At 69.5% G+C, this 17,846-nt stretch carries 18 protein-coding genes; 10 read left to right on the top strand and 8 right to left on the bottom strand.

What is annotated here, in order from left to right:
• The first annotated feature begins 37 nt into the window (after positions 1–37).
• The 5 genes from L8M95_RS13915 to L8M95_RS13895 are packed head-to-tail and all read left to right on the top strand — an operon-like array spanning position 38 to position 5,126.
• Positions 38–976 (top strand): enoyl-CoA hydratase, encoded by a 939-nt coding sequence (locus L8M95_RS13915; protein WP_260486699.1) that lies wholly within the window; start codon positions 38–40, stop codon positions 974–976.
• Between the two features lie 4 nt (positions 977–980).
• The gene (locus L8M95_RS13910; protein ID WP_260486698.1) at positions 981–2,150 is read left to right on the top strand and encodes an acyl-CoA dehydrogenase family protein; all 1,170 of its coding nucleotides are present in this window, start codon (positions 981–983) and stop codon (positions 2,148–2,150) included.
• Positions 2,151–2,167: 17 nt separating this feature from the next.
• The gene (locus L8M95_RS13905) at positions 2,168–3,151 is read left to right on the top strand and encodes an acyl-CoA dehydrogenase family protein (RefSeq protein WP_260486697.1); all 984 of its coding nucleotides are present in this window, start codon (positions 2,168–2,170) and stop codon (positions 3,149–3,151) included.
• Positions 3,148–4,281, top strand: coding sequence for an acyl-CoA dehydrogenase family protein (locus L8M95_RS13900; RefSeq protein WP_260486696.1), 1,134 nt, complete (start codon positions 3,148–3,150; stop codon positions 4,279–4,281). Before L8M95_RS13905 ends, L8M95_RS13900 begins: the two co-directional genes overlap by 4 nt.
• A 23-nt stretch (positions 4,282–4,304) precedes the next feature.
• Positions 4,305–5,126: an inositol monophosphatase family protein gene (locus tag L8M95_RS13895; protein WP_260486695.1), complete on the top strand. Its 822-nt coding sequence runs from the start codon at positions 4,305–4,307 to the stop codon at positions 5,124–5,126.
• Here the strand turns inward: L8M95_RS13895 and L8M95_RS13890 are convergent.
• Genes L8M95_RS13890 through hsaA form a run of 5 tightly spaced genes read right to left on the bottom strand, consistent with a single transcriptional unit; the run spans position 5,123 to position 10,272 of the window.
• Complete coding sequence (locus L8M95_RS13890; protein WP_260486694.1) at positions 5,123–6,319, bottom strand: sulfotransferase; 1,197 nt, start codon at positions 6,317–6,319, stop codon at positions 5,123–5,125. The two genes, L8M95_RS13895 and L8M95_RS13890, sit on opposite strands and share 4 nt — an antisense overlap.
• Positions 6,316–7,527, bottom strand: a complete 1,212-nt coding sequence (locus L8M95_RS13885) for a hypothetical protein (RefSeq protein ID WP_260486693.1) — start codon at positions 7,525–7,527, stop codon at positions 6,316–6,318. Before L8M95_RS13885 ends, L8M95_RS13890 begins: the two co-directional genes overlap by 4 nt.
• Positions 7,518–8,102: a 3-hydroxy-9,10-secoandrosta-1,3,5(10)-triene-9,17-dione monooxygenase reductase subunit gene (hsaB, locus tag L8M95_RS13880; RefSeq protein WP_067711778.1), complete on the bottom strand. Its 585-nt coding sequence runs from the start codon at positions 8,100–8,102 to the stop codon at positions 7,518–7,520. The genes L8M95_RS13885 and hsaB overlap by 10 nt, the downstream gene beginning before the upstream one ends.
• Positions 8,103–8,162: 60 nt before the next feature.
• Positions 8,163–9,065 (bottom strand): iron-dependent extradiol dioxygenase HsaC, encoded by a 903-nt coding sequence (hsaC, locus tag L8M95_RS13875; RefSeq protein WP_096906051.1) that lies wholly within the window; start codon positions 9,063–9,065, stop codon positions 8,163–8,165.
• Between the two features lie 31 nt (positions 9,066–9,096).
• Positions 9,097–10,272: a 3-hydroxy-9,10-secoandrosta-1,3,5(10)-triene-9,17-dione monooxygenase oxygenase subunit gene (gene hsaA / locus L8M95_RS13870; protein WP_067711772.1), complete on the bottom strand. Its 1,176-nt coding sequence runs from the start codon at positions 10,270–10,272 to the stop codon at positions 9,097–9,099.
• A gap of 187 nt (positions 10,273–10,459) precedes the next feature.
• Between hsaA and L8M95_RS13865 the strand changes: the two genes are divergently transcribed.
• From L8M95_RS13865 to L8M95_RS13845, 5 genes are all read left to right on the top strand, one after another.
• Positions 10,460–11,683, top strand: a complete 1,224-nt coding sequence (locus tag L8M95_RS13865; protein WP_067711769.1) for a Rieske 2Fe-2S domain-containing protein — start codon at positions 10,460–10,462, stop codon at positions 11,681–11,683.
• Complete coding sequence (locus L8M95_RS13860) at positions 11,683–12,078, top strand: hypothetical protein (RefSeq protein ID WP_067711766.1); 396 nt, start codon at positions 11,683–11,685, stop codon at positions 12,076–12,078. Before L8M95_RS13865 ends, L8M95_RS13860 begins: the two co-directional genes overlap by 1 nt.
• 115 nt (positions 12,079–12,193) lie before the next feature.
• A complete protein-coding gene (locus L8M95_RS13855; RefSeq protein ID WP_260486692.1) occupies positions 12,194–13,255 on the top strand; it encodes a ferredoxin--NADP reductase in 1,062 nt (353 codons plus the stop codon).
• Between the two features lie 40 nt (positions 13,256–13,295).
• Entirely contained in the window at positions 13,296–13,817 is a 522-nt protein-coding gene (locus L8M95_RS13850) for a flavodoxin domain-containing protein (RefSeq protein WP_260486691.1), read from the top strand.
• Complete coding sequence (locus L8M95_RS13845; RefSeq protein ID WP_260486690.1) at positions 13,814–14,179, top strand: zinc ribbon domain-containing protein YjdM; 366 nt, start codon at positions 13,814–13,816, stop codon at positions 14,177–14,179. The genes L8M95_RS13850 and L8M95_RS13845 overlap by 4 nt, the downstream gene beginning before the upstream one ends.
• 24 nt (positions 14,180–14,203) lie before the next feature.
• Here the strand turns inward: L8M95_RS13845 and dmpG are convergent, their stop codons facing one another.
• The 3 genes from dmpG to L8M95_RS13830 all read right to left on the bottom strand — a co-directional run bounded on the left by dmpG (position 14,204) and on the right by L8M95_RS13830 (position 17,798).
• The gene (dmpG, locus tag L8M95_RS13840) at positions 14,204–15,268 is read right to left on the bottom strand and encodes a 4-hydroxy-2-oxovalerate aldolase (RefSeq protein ID WP_260486689.1); all 1,065 of its coding nucleotides are present in this window, start codon (positions 15,266–15,268) and stop codon (positions 14,204–14,206) included.
• Positions 15,269–15,273: 5 nt separating this feature from the next.
• Positions 15,274–16,191, bottom strand: a complete 918-nt coding sequence (locus L8M95_RS13835) for an acetaldehyde dehydrogenase (acetylating) (protein ID WP_260486688.1) — start codon at positions 16,189–16,191, stop codon at positions 15,274–15,276.
• A gap of 89 nt (positions 16,192–16,280) precedes the next feature.
• Positions 16,281–17,798, bottom strand: coding sequence for an HNH endonuclease signature motif containing protein (locus L8M95_RS13830; RefSeq protein ID WP_260486687.1), 1,518 nt, complete (start codon positions 17,796–17,798; stop codon positions 16,281–16,283).
• Positions 17,799–17,846: the final 48 nt, after the last annotated feature.

Here is a 17,846-nt window from a genome sequence, read left to right as displayed (position 1 = left end):
CAACCAAGCACTTGCTAGGTAAGGAGAGTCCCAGGTCATGACCGATGCACCCATCCCCCCGGTCCTCGGGGTCGACGACCTCGGGCCGGACACGCAGCCGGTGGCCTACGAGGTCTCCGACGGCACCGCGTACGTCACCCTCAACCGTCCCGACTTCCGCAACGCGCAGAACTCGGTCATGACGTACTCGCTGGACAACGCGTTCATCAGGGCCGTCGAGGACGACGCGGTCAAGGTGATCGTCCTGCGGGCCAACGGCAAGCACTTCTCGGCGGGCCACGACATCGGCACCCCCGAGCGCGACCATCACGTGGAGTACCCCAACCGCGCCGCGATCTGGTGGGACCACACCACCCGCGGCGGCGGCGACCGGCGACTCGCCCGCGAGTCCGAGGTCTACGTCCAGATGTGCCGGCGCTGGCGCGAGATCCCCAAGCCGATGATCGCCCAGGTCCACGGGGCCTGCATCGCCGGCGGGCTGATGCTGGCGTGGGTCTGCGACTTCATCGTGGCGTCCGACGACGCGTTCTTCTCCGACCCGGTGGTGAAGATGGGCATCCCCGGCGTCGAGTACTTCGCCCACGCCTTCGTGCTGGGCCCGCGCCGCGCCAAGGAGATCCTCTACACCGGTCGCAGATTCGGCGCGGCGGAGGCCCTGGAGTGGGGGATGCTCAACCACGTGGTCCCCCGCGACGAGCTGCAGGCCAGGGTCGACTCGATCGCCGATGAGATCAAGGCCATGCCCGCCTTCGGGCTCACCCTGGCCAAGAAGGTCATCAACTCGAACGAGGACCAGATGGGGTTGCAGACCTCCCTGGACACCGCGTTCGGGTGGCACATGTTCGCCCACTCGGCCAACGCGGAGCCGGACGACACGGACTCGTTCTCCGCCTCGCTCGGCGGGATGGACGCCCGCTCGATGCGCGACAGCGCCAACACGGGGACGACCTCCCCCACCGAGAAGAAGGAGGGCTGACGCCGTGGATCTGGAACTGGACGCCTCGACCGAGGCCTTCCGCCTCGAGGTGCGACAGTGGCTCGAGGCCAACGTGCCCGCCGAGCCGCTGCCCCACATGGACACCCGCGAGGGCTTCGAGGCCCACCGGGAGTGGGAGCGGAAGATGGCCGACGCCCGCATGTCGGTCGTCTCCTGGCCCGAGGAGTTCGGCGGCCGCGACTGTGGACTGGTCAACTGGGTGGTGTTCGAGGAGGAGTACTTCTGCGCCGGCGCGCCGCTGCGGGTGAGCCAGAACGGCATCTTCCTGCTGGCCCCGACCCTGTTCGACCACGCCTCCCCCGAGCAGCTCGCGCGCATCATGCCGCGCATGGCCCGGGCCGACGACATCTGGGCGCAGGCCTGGTCCGAGCCCGAGGCCGGGTCCGACCTGGCCTCGCTGCGCTCGACCGCCAGGAAGGTCGACGGCGGGTGGGTCCTGAACGGGCAGAAGGTGTGGTCGACCCGCGCCTCGTTCGCGGACAAGGGCTTCGGGCTGTTCCGCACCGACCCGGACGAGCCCCGCCACAAGGGCCTGACCTACTTCATGTTCGACCTGCGGGCCGAGGGCGTCACCGTGCGCCCGATCGACCAGCTCGACGGGCTCCCCGGCTTCGCCGAGCTGTTCCTCGAGGACGTCTTCGTGCCCGACGACCCGGCGAACCCCGCCGAGTCCGGAGTGATCGGCGAGGTCAACCAGGGCTGGAAGGTGGCCATGTCCACCGCCAACAACGAGCGCGGCCTCTCGCTACGCTCCCCGGGACGGTTCCTGGCCACCACCGACCGGCTGCTGGAGCTGTGGGACTCCCGGGAGGGCGACCTCGACGATCGCACCCGCGGGGCGCTGGCCGACCGTGTGGCGGACGCCTGGATCGGCTCCCGCGCGTACGAGCTGAGCACGTGGAACACGGTCACCAAGCTCACCGGCGGCGCCAACCTCGGCTTCGAGTCCTCCATCAACAAGGTCTTCTGGTCCGACTGGGACATCGCGACCCACGAGACCGCCCTGGACGTCCTCGGGCCCGCCGGCGAACTCGCCGGGGAGCAGTGGATGGACGGGTACCTGTTCGCCCTCGCCGGCCCCATCTACGCGGGCACCAACGAGGTCCAGAAGAACATCATCGCCGAGCGACTCCTCGGCCTCCCGCGCGGCTGAGAAGGCGGTTCTTGAATATGCAGTTCGCACTCGATCCCGAGATCATCGACTTCGCCGGCAGCATCGACTCCCTGCTGGCCAAGTCCGACATGCCCGCGGTGATCCGCTCGTGGGCCGCCGGTGACACGGCCCCCGGCACCGCCGTGTGGGGCCGCGTCGCCGAGACGGGCGCCGCCGCCCTGCTCATCGACGAGGCCGCCGGCGGCGCCGGGGCCACCGCGGTCGAGGCCGTGGCGGCGCTCGAGGTCCTGGGCCGCCACGCGGTGCCGGGTCCCGTCGTGGAGACCGTCATGGTGGCGCCGCGTATCGCCTCCGGGGACGTGGCCGGGGAGATCGCCGGCGGTGCGCTGGCGTCGGTCGCCGTGCCCGGCGTCTCGCCGCTCGCGCCCGACGTGCACGTGGCGGAGTACCTGTGGGTGGCCGACGACGACGAGGTGTTCACCGCCGAGGCCGGCGAGACCCGTCGGTCGGTCGACCGGGCCCGCACGGTGGCCACCCCGACCGCGGGGGCCCGCGTCGCGGCGGCGAGCACGACCGACCTGGTCAACCACGGCGCCCTCGGCACCGCGGCGCAGCTCCAGGGCCTCGGTCAGGCCATGCTCACGATGAGCGTCGACTACGCCAAGCAGCGCAAGCAGTACGGCAAGCTCATCGGTGAGTACCAGGGCCTCAAGCACCAGTTGGCCGAGGTGGCCATCGCGCTGGAGATGTCCCGACCACTGCTGTGGGCCGGCGCCCTGGCGATCGCCGAGAACCCCGACGACCCCGCAGCCGCGGTGCGCGACGTCTCCGCCGCCCGCGTGGCCGTCGCCGACGCCGCCTACCTGGCCGCCCGCACGGCGCTGCAGGTGCACGGCGCGATCGGCTACACGCTCGAGCACGACCTGGGCCTGTGGCTGACCAAGACCCGCGCCCTGCAGACGGCGTGGGGCACCCAGAGCTACCACCGCGGCCGCGTGCTCGACTCGCTCCGCGCGGACGCCGCGGGGGCCACCCGATGACCGCCCCCGCCACCCCCGGCGTCGACACCGAAGAACAGGCCGCGCTGCGGCAGTCCGTGGCCGCGCTGCTGGAGAAGAGGTCCGACTCCGCCGCTGTGCGCGCCGCGTTCGCCTCCGACCACGGGTACGACCCCGCGCTGTGGTCGACGCTGGTCGACCAGATCGGGGCCGCCGCGCTGTCGATCCCCGAGTCACACGACGGTGCCGGGGCGACCTGGGTCGAGACCCACCTCGTGTGCGAGGAGCTCGGCCGCCGGTTGACCCCCTCCCCGATGCTCGGGTCCGCGGTCCTCTCCGCACAGGCCGTCCTCGCCTCGGGCGACGAGGCCGCGTGCGCGCGTCTGCTGCCCGGAATCGCCGCCGGCGAGCTCGCCGCGCTGTGCTGGGCCGGGCTCGACGGCTGGGCCACCCCCGGGGTCCGAGCCGACGGCACCACCCTCACCGGCACCGCCCACCACGTGCTGGGCGCCGACACCGCCACCACGCTACTCGTCGTGGCCGTCACCGGCGACGACGTCGGTCTGTTCGAGCTCCCCGCCGACGCCGACGGCGTGACCGTCACCCGCGTGCCCGTCATGGACCCCACCCGCACCCTGGCGCGCGTGGAGTTCGACGGCGCCGCGGCCACCGCCATCGCCACCCGGCCGAGCTTCCTGGCCCGCCTGCGCGCGGCCGCGTGGGCGGCGGTGTCCGCCGAGCAGGTGGGCGCCGCGCGCGCCGTGCTGGACGCGACCGTCCGGTACACGCAGGAGCGCACCCAGTTCGGCCGCGTGATCGGCTCGTTCCAGGCACTCAAGCACCGCATGGCCGACATGTACGTCCGCGCGGAGACCGCCGCCTCGCTCTCGTACTCCGCCGCCGCCCTCGTCGCCGAGGCGCAGGCCCTCGGGGACGGGCCGGACGCCGACGAGGCGGCCTACGCCGCGGAGATCGAGGCGGCCGCCGCCAAGGTCTACTGTTCCGAAGCCCTGCAGTGGATCGCCGGTGAGTCGATCCAGCTCCACGGTGGCGTCGGCATCACCTGGGAGTACGACGCCCAACTGTTCTTCAAGCGGGCACACGGTACCGCGCAGTTGCTCGGCCAACCCCACGAACTGCTCGCCGCGCTGGAGGTCGCGGCGGGACTCTAGCCGGGGCCACTAGAATCAGTCGCATGAGCCCCTTCCCCGCGCATGGACGGACCAATGACCAGCGGTCGGCCGAGGACCTCGCGGCCCAGGCCGGACGCCTGCTCACCGACCTGCGGGTCTCGAAGGTGGCGCCGGAGGACCTCGGCGCGTTCGCCGAGGGTGAGGCGCAGTCCGTCATCATCGACCGGCTCGCCGTGGCGCGACCCGGGGACCTGGTGTTCGGCGAGTGGGACCCCGACTCCCGCGCCCGGCTCGAGGCCGACCGTGTGTGGTTCGTCGATCCCCTCGACGGGATCCGCTCCTACGTGACCGAGGGCCGCCCCGACTGGGCGGTCCACGTGGCGCTGTGGGAGAAGGACCCGCAGGGCGTCGGCGGCATCACCGCCTGCGCGATCGCCATGCCCGCCTACGGCCGCGTCCTCACCGGACGCGGCGCCACCACCTACCAGCCCCTGTCGATCATCCGTGGCCCCCGGCCCGGCCCGCTGGTACCGCCCCGTGAGGACGACCGCCTGCGCATCGCCGTCTCGGAGGCCGAACCGCCGGCGTTCGCGGAAGAGCTCGCCGAGGAACTCGGCGCCTCCCTGGTCCACCTCGGATCCGGCGGCGGTAAGACCGCGACGGTGCTCGAGGGCGAGTGCGACGCGTACATCCACACCAGCGGGCACCACCAGTGGGACTCCGCCGCGACCGTCGGCGTGGTGCAGCAGCGCGGTCTGCACGCCAGCGCCCTGGACGGGTCCGAACTAGTATACAACACCGAACAGATCGAATTCCCCGACCTGCTGGTGTGCACCCGGGACGTGGCCGAGAAGATCATCGACGCGGTCGGCAAGTACCTCTAGCCCTCCAGCCCGCGGTACCCGGCGAACCGCTCCGCGATCAGCGCCTCGCTGAGTCCGTAGTCGGCGAGCGTGTACCGGTGCGCGGGCGCGCGGTCGCCGGACAGACTCTTGTCGTTCTCGGCCACCACGCCCGCGCGTACGTCCTCCGGCAGTTCCGTCCCCACCGCGGCGTAGACGCGCTCCACCACGCCCGCGGGATCGTCCACCAGTTCGTGGTGGTCGACGTCCACGAACGTCGCCCGCGATGCCGGGTCCGCCTCGTGCCGGGCGCGGGCGGCGTCGAAGGTCTCGACGCCCCGCGCCCAGAAGTCCAACTGCGACGCACCGATGTACTCCGGGGTGAACCGCGTGGACCACTCCGTGGCGGTCTTGTGCGCGAGCGAGCACATGGACGCCATGGACTTCCGCGGATCCCGGTGCGTCTGCACCACCACCGCGTCCGGGTACACCTCCAGCAGCGCGTCCAGCGCGAACAGGTGGCTGGGGTTCTTGAGCACCCAGCGCCGCCCGGGATCATTCGCCCCGATGAGCTGCAGGTTCCGCCTGTGACGCCGGTACGCGGGCACCCAGTCGACCCCGGCCAGCCACTGCGAGTAGCCGTCGAGTCGGGCGAGGCACTCGTAGGAGGCGCTGGTCGCCGACTGACGCAGCAGCTGCCAGCACTCCTCGAGGTCGTCGGCGGAGATGTAGTGCACCCCGCCGTAGTCGGGATTCTCCGCCATGAACCCCGAGTACAGGTCCCGCAGGCCGACGTAGGCGGGGTCGTCCTCCCACTGCTCGCGAGGCGGCCGCGGCTGCGGGACCTCGGTGAGCCACAGCTCGAGCCCCTGGTTGGCGGGGTCGGCGCCCAGGAGCCGGTGCAGCGCCGTGGTGCCGGTCCGGGGCAACCCGGTGACGACGACGGGCCGCTCGATCACGGAGTCCGCCCGGGCCGGGTCCGCCGAGAATCCCGCGTTCGCCAGCAGCCGGGCGGTGAGCGCGCTCTTGAGGACCGACCGCCAGTACTTGCTGCCGGCCGGGGTCAGACCCGCGTCGGAGTGCAGGGAGTCCAGCAGAACCCCCAGCGCCTCGCGGTGCCCGTCGTCGCCGTCGGCGAAGTCCTCGAGCCCGACCGTGCGCGACGCGCTGGCGTGCAGGTCCTCGACAGTGCCGACGTGGACACGATCGGAGTCGGTCCCGGCCGGCCCGCTCACGAGAGCCCCCGCCGCGCGAACGCGTCCTGGCGGGCGGCGATCCGCTCGCGCCACTGCTCGGGCGTCACCCGCAACTCGTCGTATCCGGGGACCTCGTCGGCGAGCCGCTCGAACGGCACCACCCTGACCGTGGGGCCCAGCTCCGGCGTGACGGGGTCGCTCACCCGCTGCCACCGGAACTGCATGATGCCCTCGCGACGACCGAGCGTCTCGACCCAGTTGGCCAACCCCGGGTCCCGCTCGGAGACCACCAGATGGATGAGCCCGTCGGAGGTGACGTGCGCCTGGTCGGCGGTGAGACTCGTCTGGTGGTGCACGTACTCCAGCGAGGCGTACCACATGCTGCCCAGCTGGAAGCCCTGGTAGGGCACCCCGGCGACGGGCACGGAGATCACGATGGCCTCGTCCGGCCCGAGCTCGAAGACGCCCGCGGACGAGTACTGCGTGGTGAGCCCACCCGGCGTCCGGCGGGGCTCGTTCAGGGTGTTGCGCGGCTGGTCCCCGAAGAACCACTCCGGGAACGCCAGCCAGGTACGCAGCCGGCCGACGAGCGCCTCGGCGAGCTTGGTGTAGAACTTCTCCTGCCCGGCGAGCGTCACCGGCTCCGGGGCGGTGCCGACCGTGTCGAGTCTGCGGATGATCGCCGACCCGGCCTCTTCACGGCTCCAGTCCGAGTACACCTCGCGGACCGCGATCATGGACGATCCCGGATGGAGCACCACGTAGCCGGAGTCGCCCTCGTCGTCGTCGTATCTCGCCGGCCCCAATCGGAAGTGATACCGACCCTCGGCGTCGATCTCCAGCGCGCGGTCGTCGAACGCCGCGTGCGACGCGGCGCGCTCGTCGGCCGAGTACGTCCCCGCCATCACCTGGAAAGACAGGTCCGCGGTCGTTCCGCGCCGCCCCTCGATCACGTACTCCGCGCCGTCGGTGAGGTTGGCGTAGAAGTACAACGTGTCCGGGTTGTCCAGGCCCATCTTGGTATACGGGCCCGTGGCCTGGAACAGCTGCGGGTGACTGCGCCCGCGGTGCTGGCCGGTCTCGATGGCCCCCCGGATGGTCCCCATCAGGTAGTCCAGGCCCTCCGCGACGTCCTCCTCGGTGTGGACGTGCGGCGCCGAGCGGATGATCTCCTCCGCCTCGGCCAACGCCTTGGCCAGCGGCTCCGTGGCCCGGCCGACCTCGCCCACCGGCCCGCTCACAGCCACGTGTAGGAGTCGGCGGAGGTGATGAAGTTCTCCAACTCCTCCTGCTCGGGCGTCGGGTCGACCACGTCCTCCTCGATGCTGAGGTAGGCACCGCGGTAGAACAGCAACGGGCGGATGTCGCGCTTGGTCGGGCCGAGGTTATCGACCCGCCCCAGCACGATCCAGTGATCGCCGCCGTCGAGGACCTGGTCGATCTCGCAGTCCAACCAGGCCATGACGCCGTCGATCACCGGCGAGCCCAGCGGGCTGGGCGACCAGTCGATCTGCGCGAACTTGTCGTCACCGCGGCGGCCGAACGTCGAGGAGACGTCCTCCTGTTCCTCGGACAGGATGTTCACCACGAACCGTCCCGCCTTCTCGATCCCCTTCCACGAACCCGAGGTCTTCATCGGGCAGAACAGCACCAACGGCGGCTCGAGCGACAGGGCCGAGAACGACTGGCAGGCGAAACCCACCGGCTTGTCGTCCTCGATCGCGGTGATGACGGTGATCCCCGTACAGAACTGTCCCAGTGCGTCACGCAGTTCACGGCTGCTGAAGGACTGGCCCTCCGGGCTTTCGTCGGTGCTGCTCATGTGGGTCGTCCTCCCTGGACTTTCGGCTCGTGAACTGTCTACAAGGCCCAGCCTAGGCGGCTACTTGAACCCGACGGAGAAGTCGTGGCCCCACAGGCTCACGGCCGTCGACTCCCGCGCCACCCACTTCTCGTCGTCCTCGACCTGCACGCCCTCGCAGCCGTACTCGCAGTCGAAGCCGCCGGGCGTCTTCATGTAGAAGCTCAGCATCTTGTCGTTGACGTGCCGGCCGAGCGAGGCCGACATCCTCACCTTCTTGCGCGTCGCCCGGTCCAGCGCCAGCCCCACGTCGTCCGCGGTACCGACCTCGACCATCAGGTGGATGATCCCGGTCGGGTTGGGGAACGGGGTGAACGCCAGCGAGTGGTGCCGCGGGTTGCAGCCGAGGAACCGCAGCCACGCGGGCTCGCCGTCGGCCGGTCGGCCCACGATCTCCGGCGGCAGGCTCATCGAGTCACGCAGCGAGAACCCCAGGACGTCACGGTAGAACTCGAGCGCCGCGGTCTCGTCCGGGGTGGACAGGACGATGTGGCCCGCACCCTGGTCGCCGGTGACGAACTCGTGCCCGTACGGCGTCGGGATGCGACGGTGCTGCAGCGCGATGGTGTGGTAGATCTCCAGCGTGAACCCGGCCGGGTCCTGACAGGTGATCAGCCCGCGCACCTTGCGGTCGCGCGCCACCTCGGCAGGTGCGTCCTCCCAGGGCACACCGGCCGCGTCGAGGCGCCGCTTGACGTCCTCGAACTCGCCCTCGTTCGCACACTCCCAGCCCACCGCGGAGAGCGTGTCCTCCTCGCCGGGGACGATGATCCACCGGTGCGGATGATCGTCCATCCGGAAGTAGAGCGACTCGGGATCGTCGCCCGCTCCCACCACGAAACCCAGCACCTTCGTGCCGTACTCGTGCCAGGCGGCCATGTCCGTGGCGAAGACCCGGACATACCCGAAATTGCTGATCGCCATAATTGTTAGTCCTTTCGATCCGTGAGGTGGATCAGACCATCGAGTCGGTGACCTTTTCGCCGAACTCGTTCTGTCCATACATGATGTACGCCTTGGTGGCCTCGTTGGCGGCGTGGACCCGCCCGGCGTTGGCATCCCGCCAGAATCGCTGGATCGGCGAGGTCTCCTCCAGGGCGCGGGCCCCGGAGTTCTGGAACAGCAGACCGATGGCGTCGATCGACCGCTGCGTGGCGCGGACCTGGTCGCGGCGGGCGCGCGTGCGGATCGTCATGTCCGGGTATCCGCCGGCGGTGATGATGTCCTGCTCCTCGCGCACATTGCGCATGAGCTGCAGCCACGCCGCGTCGATGTCGCCGGCCGCCTCGGCCAGGCGCACCTTGGCGAACGGATCGTCCTTGACCGCGGTGCCGAACGCCGCGCGCACGCGCTCCCGCTGGTGCTCGCGGTGAACGTCATAGCAGCCGAACGCCATGCCGACGATCGGCGTCGAGATGGTGGTGGGGTGGATGGTGCCCCACGGCATCTTGTAGATGGGGTTGGTGTTGACCTCGAGACCCGGGCTCTTGGTGGCCGCCATGAGGCCGAAGGACAGCACGCGGTGCTCGGGGATGAGTGCGTCCTTGACCAGGATGTCGTTGGAGCCCGTGCCCTTGAGCCCGGCGACGTGCCAGACGTCGAGGATCTCGTACTGCGACTTCTCGACCAGGAACGTGCAGAAGTCGACCATCTTGCCGTTGTCGTCGAGCACCGGGCCGCCCACGAAGACCCAGTCGGCGTGATCTGAACCCGAGGACCAGGACCACTTGCCGTTGAGCAGCAGCCCGTCGGCGGTCTTCTTCGCCGCACCCATCGGCGCGTACGAGGACGAGATCCGCACCGTCGGGTCCTCGCCCCACACGTCCTCCTGCGCCTGCTGCGGGAAGAGCGCGAGGTGCCAGTTGTGGATACCGAGGATGCTCGCGCACCACCCGGTGGACGGGCACGCCGTCGCGATGGTCTTGACCGCCGTGTAGAAGGTCTCCATGTCCGCCTCGTACCCGCCCCACTGGGCCGGCTGGCACAGCTTGAAGAAGCCGGCCTCGTCGAGTTCCGCGATGTTCTGGGGATGGACCTTGCGCAGGTCCTCCGTCTCCTGGGCCCGCTCGGCGAAACCGGGCAGCAGAGCCGTGATGCGGTCGATGACCTCGTGGGAGGCGTACTCGCTCATGTGAACCTCTCTGGCGTTCGTGGGAGTGATGCGGACTAGACTAGAACACGTTACAGTTTTGCACCAGACAACCGCCGCCGAGCAAGAGCTTCTGGCACCCCGTGCCAGCACTTACGCACCCTGGTTGTGGCCTGCCCGCCCATTCTATAACCTGTTCTCATCCGGCTCACGCCCCTCAGGAGGAATCATGACCGCACCCGGCTCAGCCCCCGGAGCCGTCCGCGAGATCGATACCGGCAAGGCCCGGGATCGATATGCACGCGGCTGGCACTGCATCGGCACCGTCAAGGAGTTCTCCGACGGCAAGCCCCACTCCATCCACGCCTTCGGCACCAAGCTCGTGGTGTGGGCCGACGACGAGGGCGAGATCAAGGTCCTCGACGCGTACTGCCGCCACCTGGGCGGCGACCTGTCCGACGGCTCGATCAAGGACGGCAACATCGCGTGCCCGTTCCACGACTGGCGCTGGGGTGGCGACGGCAAGTGCAAGGGCATCCCCTACGCCAAGCGCGTGCCCCTGCGTGCCAAGACCCGCGCGTGGATCACCAACGTCCAGTCCGGCCAGGTCTTCGTCTGGCACGACCACGAGGGCAACCCGCCCCTCGAGGAGGACGCCATCCCGGTCATCGAGGAGTACGACACGGGCGAGTGGACCGACTGGGAGTGGAACCGCCTCGTCATCGAGGGCTCCAATTGCATGGAGATCGTCGACAACGTCGTCGACATGGCCCACTTCTACTACATCCACTTCGCGTTCCCGACGTACTTCAAGAACGTCTTCGAGGGACAGACAGCCACCCAGTACCTCAACACCAAGGGCCGTCCGGACCACGATCCGTCCGGCGGCAAGTACGGCGACACCCTCCTGGAGTCCGAGGCCTCGTACTTCGGCCCCGCGTACATGATCAACCCCCTCAAGCAGATGTACGGAGACTTCGTCACCGACGCGATCCTCATCAACTGCCACTACCCGATCGACCAGAACTCGTTCGTGCTCATGTACGGGCTCTCGGTGAAGAAGCCGCAGGGCTTCGACGACGAGACGTCGGCGAAGATGGCCGCGAAGATCGCGACCTTCTTCGGCGAGGGCTTCCTCCAGGACGTCCGGATCTGGCAGCGCAAGTCCTCGATCGCCAACCCGCTCCTGTGCGAGGAGGACGGCCCCGTCTACCAGCTCCGCCGCTGGTACGAGCAGTTCTACGTGGACCGCGACAAGGTCGAACCCGAGATGCAGGAGCGTTTCGAGTTCGAGGTCGACACCACCGCGGCCAACCAGTACTGGGAGAGCGAGGTCGCCGAGAACATGCGCAAGCAAGCGGCCGGCGAGGCGGAGATCTCCGACGAGCAGACCCAGTACACCGGCATGGCCGAGGTCGCCGGCGAGGCGGGCGCGGCCCCGTCGAAGAAGTGATGTTCAAGAAGAACGATTCGCGGCGCGCGCCCACCTGGGACGAGACCGACCCCGCGCGCGCCGCGCGGCTCCACGAGTACACCGACCTGGATCGCGAGACCTACACGCGGGCCGGCTTCCAGCCCGTCGAGTGCCGCAGCTGCGGCACCAGCGTGGCCGTGCGCAAGAACAGCGAGAAGCACACCTCGATCCAGTGGACGGAGGGCGGCGACCGCAACTGCCCCGTCCTCAACGAGTGGCGCGAGGGTGGTGCACGGCCCGATGGCGAGGACACGTGCCCCCGGATGCTCGCGAGCATCCGCTACGCCTACGCCGAGGGTCTGCTGACCATCGCCGAGGGCGTCGACCCGGCCGACGACGAGCACATGGTGAACCCGCTCTACGTCCCCGAGTAACACCCCGACGGCCGGCGACTTCCCCGGGGCGAGAACAGCCCGGAGGAGGTCGCCGTCGTCTGGGACAGTGCACTGAAACCCGTCCGCGCGTATCCAAGCGATAGGCTCCCGATCCATGACCGAAACACCCCAGCTCGGCTCCTTCGTGCGCGAGCTCACGATCGCCGAGGTGATCGAGGAAACCGCCGATGCCAGGTCGATCGTCTTCGACATCCCCGCAGGCTGCGAGGACGACTTCCGCTACACCCCCGGCCAGTTCCTCACGCTGCGCATCCCCAGCGACCGGACCGGCTCAGTCGCGCGCTGCTATTCCCTGTCGAGCTCCCCCACCCAGGACGCCCGACTCAAGGTGACCGTCAAGCGCACGATCGACGGGTACGGCTCCAACTGGCTGTGCGACAACGCCGAGGCCGGCATGAGCATGCACGTGCTCGCCCCGTCCGGGATCTTCACGCCCAAGAACCTGGACCAGGATTTCATCCTCCTTGCCGCCGGGTCGGGCGTCACACCGGTGATGTCGATCCTCAAGTCGGCACTCGCCCAGGGCACCGGACACATCGTCATGGTGTACGCGAACCGGGACGAGAGGTCGATCATCTTCAAGGATGAGCTGCAGAAGCTCCAGCGGGAGAACCCCGACCGCCTCACCGTCCTGCACTGGCTCGAGTCGGTCTCCGGCATCCCCACCGCGGAGATGATCGGCAACCTCCTCCAGCCCGTCGCCACGAAGCGCCACTCCTACATCTGTGGCCCGGCCCCGTTCATGGAGACCGTCAAGGACGGGCTCCGCCGCTCGGGCGCCGACATGCACCTCATCCACACCGAGGTTTTCTCCTCGATCGAGGGGGATCCGTTCGCCGAGATCGTCATCGACGACTCCCCCGGTGACGACGGCGAGGGCCCGGCGACCGCCGTCGTCGAGCTCGACGACGAGGTCCACGAGGTCTCCTGGCCCCGCAAGACCCCGCTGCTCGACGTCCTGCTCGCCAAGGGCATCAAGGCACCGTTCTCCTGCCGCAAGGGGGAGTGCTCGGCGTGCGCCTGCATCCTCAAGTCCGGTGAGGTCGAGATGATCCACAACGGGATCCTCGATCCCGAGGAGGTCGACGAGGGGTACGTCCTGAGCTGCCAGCTCCTGCCCAAGACCGACCGTGTCGAGGTGTCGTACTCCGAGTGAGACCTCTCGGATTCCACCGGAGGCTGGCAGACTCGGGGGCGTGACCCGCCCCGTCGTCGCCTTCACCTCCAGGTACGGCTCCACCCGGCGCTATGCCACCGCTCTCGGCAGTCGGCTCGGCACCCCTGCGGTCGAGCTCGCCGACCTCGCCACCGCCTCCGACGCCGACCCGCTGATCGTGCTCGCGCCCGTCTACGCGACGCGGATCCTCGGGCGGCGTCGGATCATCCGGGCGATCCGCTCGGCTCCCGGGAGGGCGGCCCTCGTCGTCGTCGCCCTCTCCCCCGCCGACGACCCGGGGCGCGGCAACCTCGCCGCCCGGCTGATCAACGCGTCGGGCCGTGCCGTCACCACCTTCCACCTCCGCGGCGACTTCGACCCCGCACGACTCACCCGGCTCGACCGCACCCTCATGGCCGCGCTCCGCCGCCAGTTGCGCAGGACCCCCGACACGCCCGCCGCGCGGATGCTGTTGCCCGGCGAACCGCTGCACTTCGTCGACGAGACGTCCCTCGATCCGGTCGTGGCCTGGGCGCACCGCGACACTATGGTCGAGGAATGAGCGAGACCACGTTGCCGCGGTGCCCCGAGTGCGCCTGCGAGTACACCTACGAGATGCCGCCACTGCTCGTGTGCCCGGAGTGCGCTCACGAGTGGGTGGCCGGGAACGCCGACGACCCCGCGGTCGGTGACGACGCGGGGTCTGCGGACATCCGGGACGCCGTCGGCAACATCCTGGCCGACGGCGACACCGTTGTGGTGGTCAAGGACCTCAAGGTCAAGGGCGGATCCGGGCCGATCAAGGTGGGCACCAAGGTGCGCAACATCCGGCTGGTCGACGGGCCCGGCGACCACGACATCGACTGCCGGATCGACGGCTTCGGCCCCATGCACCTCAAATCGAGCGTGGTCAAGAAGGCCTGACCTCGCCGGGCCGCGCCGGCCCGGTCAGGCGTTGGCGAGTTCCTTCTGGATCTCCAACGCGATGTCGATCAGCTGGTCCTCCTGGCCGCCCACGAGGCGGCGCTCCCCGGCGCGGATGAGGATCTCCGAGGCCGGCACGTCGTACCGCTGGGCGTGGCCCTCGGCGTGCTTGAGGAACGACGAGTAGCAGCCGGCGTAGCCGAGCATCATCGCCTGGCGGTCGACCACGCATTCGCTCGGCATCAGCGGACGGACGACGTCCTCCGCCGCGTCCGCGATCTTGAAGAAGTCGACGCCGGTCGTGATGTCGAGCTTGTCGCAGCACCCCACCAGCGCCTCGACCGGTGTGTTGCCCGCGCCGGCGCCGAAGCGACGGGTGGAGCCGTCGATCTGCTGGGCTCCCGCGCGGATCGCCATGATCGAGTTGCCCACGCCGATGTCGAGGTTCTCGTGGCCGTGGAAGCCGACCTGGGCATCGTCGCCGAGCTCTGCGACGAGCGCCGAGACGCGGTCGGAGACCTGGTCCATGACGAGCGCCCCCGCCGAGTCGACGATGTAGACACACTGGCAGCCGGCGTCGGCCATGATCCGGGCCTGCTTCGCGAGCACCTCCGGCGGCTGGGTGTGGCTCATCATGAGGAAGCCGACGGTCTCGAGGCCGAGGTCACGGGCGTAGCCGAAGTGCTGGATCGAGACGTCGGCCTCGGTGCAGTGGGTGGCCACGCGGCAGATCGACCCGCCGTTGTCGCGGGCCTTGAGGATGTCGTCCTTGATGCCGAGGCCGGGCAACGTGAGAAAGGCGATCTTGGCCTGCGTGGCGGTCTCGGCCGCGACCTTGATGAGGTCCTGGTCGTACGACTTGGCGAAGCCGTAGTTGAACGAGGCACCGCCGAGCCCGTCGCCGTGGGTCACCTCGATGACCGGCACGCCGGCTCCGTCGAGCGCCGCCACGACGTTGCGGACGTCCTCCACGGAGAACTGGTGGCGCTTGTGGTGCGAGCCGTCGCGGAGCGAGGAATCGGTGATGCGGATGTCGAGGTCGGCGCTGTAGGCGCGGGCCTGTGCGTTGAGCGGGTTGTTCTTGTCCATGTCTGTCACACTCCGAGCTTGCTCTTGGCGATCTCCTCGCCGACCTTTGCGGCGGCGGCGGTCATGATGTCGAGGTTGCCCGCGTAGGGCGGCAGGAAGTCGCCCGCGCCCTCGACCTCGGCGAAGATCGCCACGCGGGCCATGCCGCCGGTGATCTCGGTGGGCGGATCGAACTGCGGTTCCTGGAGCAGCCGGTAGCCCGGCACGTACTCCTGGATCTCCTTCTCCCGCGTGCGGATGGCGGTGGTGATGAGGTCGTGGTCGGCGTCCTCGGGGATCGAGCAGAAGATCGTGTCGCGCATGATCATGGGAGGCTCGGCCGGGTTGAGGATGATGATCGCCTTGCCCTGCTTGGCGCCGCCCACCTTCTCGATGGCCATCTTGGTGGTCTGGGTGAACTCGTCGATGTTCGCGCGCGTGCCCGGGCCGGCGGACTCGCTGGACACCGAGGCGACGATCTCCGCGTAGTCGACCGGCACCACCGAGGAGACGGCGTGGACCATCGGGATGGTGGCCTGACCGCCACACGTGACCATGTTGGTATTGGGCGCGTCGAGGAAGTCGCGCAGGTTGGCCGGCGGGATCACCATCGGACCCACCGCGGCGGGGGTCAGGTCGATGGCCACGATGCCGGCGGCCTCGTATTTGGGCGCGTACTCCTTGTGGACGTAGGCGCTGGTGGCCTCGAAGAGCAGATCCGGCTTCTCGCCTCCGCCCTCGATCGAGGTGAGGAGCTCGTCGGCGCCGCCGGCCATACAGATGAGGCCCTCCGCGGCGGCGCGCTTCATCCCCTCCGACTCGGCGTCGATGCCGATCATCCACTTCGGTTCGATGAACTCGCTGCGCTGGAGCTTGTACATGAGGTCGGTCCCGATGTTTCCGGACCCCACGATCGCGGCGGTGAGCTTGGTCTTGTCTGTCATGACGGAAGTGTCGCGCGGGCGGCCTCGTGCGACAACAGGCTGTGCCACTCAGTGAAATCGCGGCACTCCGGGGAGGCGAACGCGGGCACTCAGGCCGGCCGTGCGCGCGCCCGGGCCGCGCCCGGAGGGTTCGTGAGGTGTCCGTCTGCGCTGATGAGCCGGTCGGTGAAGGCGTTCCACTCGCGTTCCCGTATGGCGTCGCGCGCACGGGCCAGGGGGCCCTTGGGCCTGGTGCGGTGTTCGTGTCCGGTATCGGTGAGGATGACCAGTTCACCCAATGGCCCGGACCGGTAGGCGTTGGTCCCGAACGTCTTCTCCCGGTGGTGTTTCCGACACAGGCAGACGAGATTCCACTCGGTGGTCGGCCCACCGAGTTCGGGATCCTTCTTGTTGAACGCGATCACATGGTCCACGTCACAGTCCTCCGCGGGAACCGAGCACCCCGGGTGCCTGCAGGTGCCGTCGCGCATGCGGATCCTCTCCGCCATCGCCGGAGTGATCACGTACCGCAGGGCGTGATCCGGTCCGTCGAGGGCACCGGGGGCGGGGTCGACCAGCTCGAACCGCACGCTCGCGTCCTCACCCTCCAGCAACTGCTGGCACAACCAGTTGAAACTGCTGTACGCCCCGTGCACGAACTCCACCCTGTTGGGCAGCCCCTGCCCGGCCGCGGCGATCACGCTGATCCGGATCGGCTGGCCGGCCGCGGCGGCGTTACCGAGTGACGGCCTGGGCATGTCCGCGCCCACTGTGACCTCGCCCAGCTCGATCGATCCGTCATCCCCCGGTCCGGAGCCCGTCCCGCCGGCATCGGCGGGCGCCGGGGCCGGGGCGTACACGGCGAGGGAGGCGAGAGCGTCGGCACGCAGCTGATCCAGAGTGCCAGGCACTCCGTCTCCGGAGGCGGCGCGGGCATCGGTCTCTATGCGTCCCCGCAGCAACTCCGCATCGGCCAGAGGCAGCTTCGCCCACATCGAGGCCATCCCGTCCCGGCCCGACCGGAATCGGACCGTGCGCGTCAGCGCCGCCCGGGCCCGGGCGTCCTCGGCGCCCTCCGGGTCGAGGCGGCCGACAGCGTCATCGATCCGGCCGTCCACGGAATTCCGAGTCGGCCGGTCACCGCCGTCCAGGTCGTCGACGATGCCCGCCACGACCTCGGCCTCCACGTCCGAGACGATCGAGTCGGGCACGTCGGCCAGCTTGCAGGCGATGTCGATGGCGAGCTGTTCGGGAACGACCCCGCGCTCCACCGAGGCCCGCAGTCGCGCGAGCCGCGAATGGATCTGGACCCCGGCGGTGACCAGACGCGCGGCGTGCCAACACGTGAGCTGACAGGCCGCCACGAGATGGTCACGAGCCCTGGACTGCGGGTCCAACCGTGCGTACGCCGGACGTGTGGGACAACCGTTCCCGCCGACCCCGTCAGCGCCCGTGCCGACCTCATCCGCCCGCGACATCTGCTCGACCAGGGCCGCTGCCGCCTCCAACCGGGTGGCACCTGCCCGGTTCTGCGCCAGGGTCGCGGCTCGTGCCGCCTCGCTCACCGCTGTCGTGTCGAGCCCGCCCAGGGATTCCGGAACCACGAACAGTGTCGTCGTTGTCGTCACGCCCCCACCCCCGCCGCGCCCTTTCTAGAACTTCTGTTCGAGTCTAAG

This window comes from Dietzia sp. B32 (assembly GCF_024732245.1).
Classification (GTDB): Bacteria; Actinomycetota; Actinomycetes; order Mycobacteriales; family Mycobacteriaceae; genus Dietzia.
The sequence above is the reverse complement of the archived record's forward strand: the minus strand, read 5'-3'. Positions and strand labels throughout refer to the sequence as shown.